At 72.9% G+C, this 2,543-nt stretch carries 3 protein-coding genes; 2 read left to right on the top strand and 1 reads right to left on the bottom strand.

The annotated features are described in order from the left end of the window. Positions 1 to 48: 48 nt before the first annotated feature. Complete coding sequence (locus AOJ26_RS42225; protein ID WP_078960060.1) at positions 49 to 498, top strand: hypothetical protein; 450 nt, start codon at positions 49 to 51, stop codon at positions 496 to 498. On the opposite strand, the gene AOJ26_RS28495 is transcribed toward AOJ26_RS42225, so the two are convergent. Further along, positions 431 to 1,276, bottom strand: coding sequence for a DUF4184 family protein (locus AOJ26_RS28495; protein WP_053851231.1), 846 nt, complete (start codon positions 1,274 to 1,276; stop codon positions 431 to 433). The two genes, AOJ26_RS42225 and AOJ26_RS28495, sit on opposite strands and share 68 nt — an antisense overlap. Positions 1,277 to 1,584: 308 nt before the next feature. On the opposite strand from AOJ26_RS28495, the gene AOJ26_RS28490 reads away from it, so the two are divergent. Continuing rightward, positions 1,585 to 2,543, top strand: a 959-nt coding sequence (locus AOJ26_RS28490; protein WP_179200428.1) for a lytic transglycosylase domain-containing protein, incomplete at its 3' end; no start/stop codon positions are given.

Raw genomic sequence — 2,543 nt, 5'->3', positions numbered from 1 at the left:
GGCTCCCACCGCCGCGCCCCCGCTCGCCGCCCCGGCCAGGATGCCGTCATGGGTATACGCATGCTCCACGGCCGGGCGGTCCCCGGACGGACGCAGGCACCGGCGCACGCCGACAAGGCCCCGTCCGTACGGCCCCCGGTTCCGGCCCACGCGGCCGCCGCAAGCACCGCCCGCATCCCCTCCGACCTGGCGAGTCTCCTGCGCCGGGCGCGAGCGGGCGTCCGCCTCAGCACCGCCCTGGGCCACGCCGCCACGGAACTACGGCACCGCGTCGCCCGCCGCGAGCGGGACGTCGTAGGACGTCAGGAGCCGTCCGGTCCGAGGCTGTGGGCCGAGCTGGCCCTGAGTTACCTCGCTCTCGCCCTCACCCTGCTGCCCCGGTCCCGTCCGATGCCGACCATGACGGTGTTCGTCGCACCCGCGGACGCCGTCAGCGAGCGAGCGGGAGACCGGTCTCTTCCCGGGCGCCGGACACCGGGGCCGGGCGCCACAGCCTGACCCCGGCGGCGTACAGCAGGACGCCGGGCAGCAGACCGGCGCCCGCGCCGAAGCAGAGAGTCGGGATCAGTTCCCAGGGCTTCGCGGTGGAACCCCAGTACTCCCACCACCGCGAGGCCCGCTGCAACGCGCCCACCGCCATGCAGCCGCCGATCACGGCCACGGCCCACCACCTGTCCCGCACCGACAGCACCGGGACACCGAGCGGCTCGCCCGACACCGGGGCCCGGCGCAGCGCGTGCCCGCAGAACACCGCGATGACCACCGCGGCCAGCGCCGAACCGCCGTACTGGAGGTACCAGTACAGGGGCGAGCCGGCCACCTCCCGGCCGAGGACGGGGAAGAGCCGCATCCCCCATCGGTCGTGATGGGTGAACGCGTCCCACACGACATGGGTCAGCGCCCCGACGACGGCGGAGGCGTACCAACGCACGGCCAGTGACGTACGCACGCGTGCGCGTGGCGCCCCGCAGCGCAGCAGCGCCGCCACCCCGCCCTGCCGCCCCCGTGGCAGCAGGGCCACCAGCGGCTCGCGCAGCACCAGCCACAGGCCCACCAGGGCCCAGGCGACGAGCACGTCGACCGTGAGGACACCCGCGAAGGAGTGCGTGACGGCGCCGAACTCCATCGCCCCGGACACGACACTTGCCGCGTAGTAGGTCATGTCGGGCGAGAAGGATCCGGCCACGAGCACGGCCGGAACCAGACGACCCCGGCCCGTTCCGTCGGTGCGCACCGCGGGCAGCACCGCCGCCGCGTGGCTGAGGGTGAACGGCAACGGGGCTCCTCGTGGCGGGTGTTGGCCGGGCGACGGCCCGGACGATCGGTCCCGTCCAGTATGGGCGACGCGAACCCGCACCGATCGAACATGGCCAACCGGTGAATATCGGGCACGAACCGGTGTCCGGGAAAAGGAAGTTGTCGTAGGGTCACACGGGTCACCGCGCTGGGGAGCTCGGTCGAACGTGCGAATCAGGAATTACCGCGCGTCCCAGGGGCAACCTCCAGGACGGTTCGACTGTCACAACTGGACGAGAGCGACAGACGGAAAAGGGCGCTCGGGCGTCCACAGGAGGGGTTCACTTTATGGCGGCGCAATTCGGCAGGAGGCTGCGCAAGGGAGCGGTGACCACCGCCGTGGCCGCGGCCGCGGTCGCGGCACTGTCCGCCTCCCAGGCACCGGGGGCCACGGTCGACGACAACGGCAGATCCACCGCCGCCGACGCCCAGCCCACTCCCGACGCGGCCACCGGTGACGGCGCGACCGGCAACTCGCCGTACTACACGGACCTGCCGCCGCTGAACACCCCGAGCCCTGCGCCGACCATCGGCACCGCCACCTCCTCCCCGCTCCAGTCCGAGGCGGGCATCCCCGCGACCGTCCTCGACGCCTACAAGAAGGCGGCGGCCGAACTCCAGGAGTCCAAGCCGGGCTGCAACCTGCCCTGGCAGCTCCTCGCCGCCATCGGCCAGGTCGAGTCGGGCCAGGCACGCGGCGGCCGGGTCGACGCGAACGGCACCACGACTTCCAAGATCCTCGGCCCGCAGCTCGACGGCAACGGCTTCGCCCTCATCAAGGACACCGACAACGGTGCCTACGACGGCGACAGCGCCTACGACTCGGCCGTCGGGCCCATGCAGTTCATCCCGTCCACGTGGGCGTGGGCCGGCCGCGACGGCAACGGCGACGGGGTGAAGGACCCGAACAACATCTACGACGCCGCTCTCGCCACCGGTCACTACCTGTGCCGCTACGACTGGGACCTGTCGGACAGCGCCGACCTGGACCAGGCGATCCTCAGCTACAACCCCTCGCGGCACTACGTGAACACGGTCCTTTCGTGGCTGGAGTACTTCCGCAAGGGCACCCACGAGATCCCCGACGGCACCGGCACCGTCCCGGGCAGCCGCAGCGACGGCAGCGGCGGCTCGACCACCTCGCCGTCCTCGCCCTCGACTCCGAGCGCGCCGCACACGCCGAGGCCGAGCACCCCCGGCTCCCCGGGCACGACCCCGCCGTCGACCACCCCGCCCCCGTCCGGGAC

The sequence above is a fragment of the Streptomyces sp. NRRL B-24085 genome, assembly GCF_001282115.1.
Lineage (GTDB): Bacteria > Actinomycetota > Actinomycetes > Streptomycetales > Streptomycetaceae > Streptomyces.
Note: the sequence above shows the minus strand (reverse complement) of the source record. Positions and strands in the feature narration are given on the sequence as shown.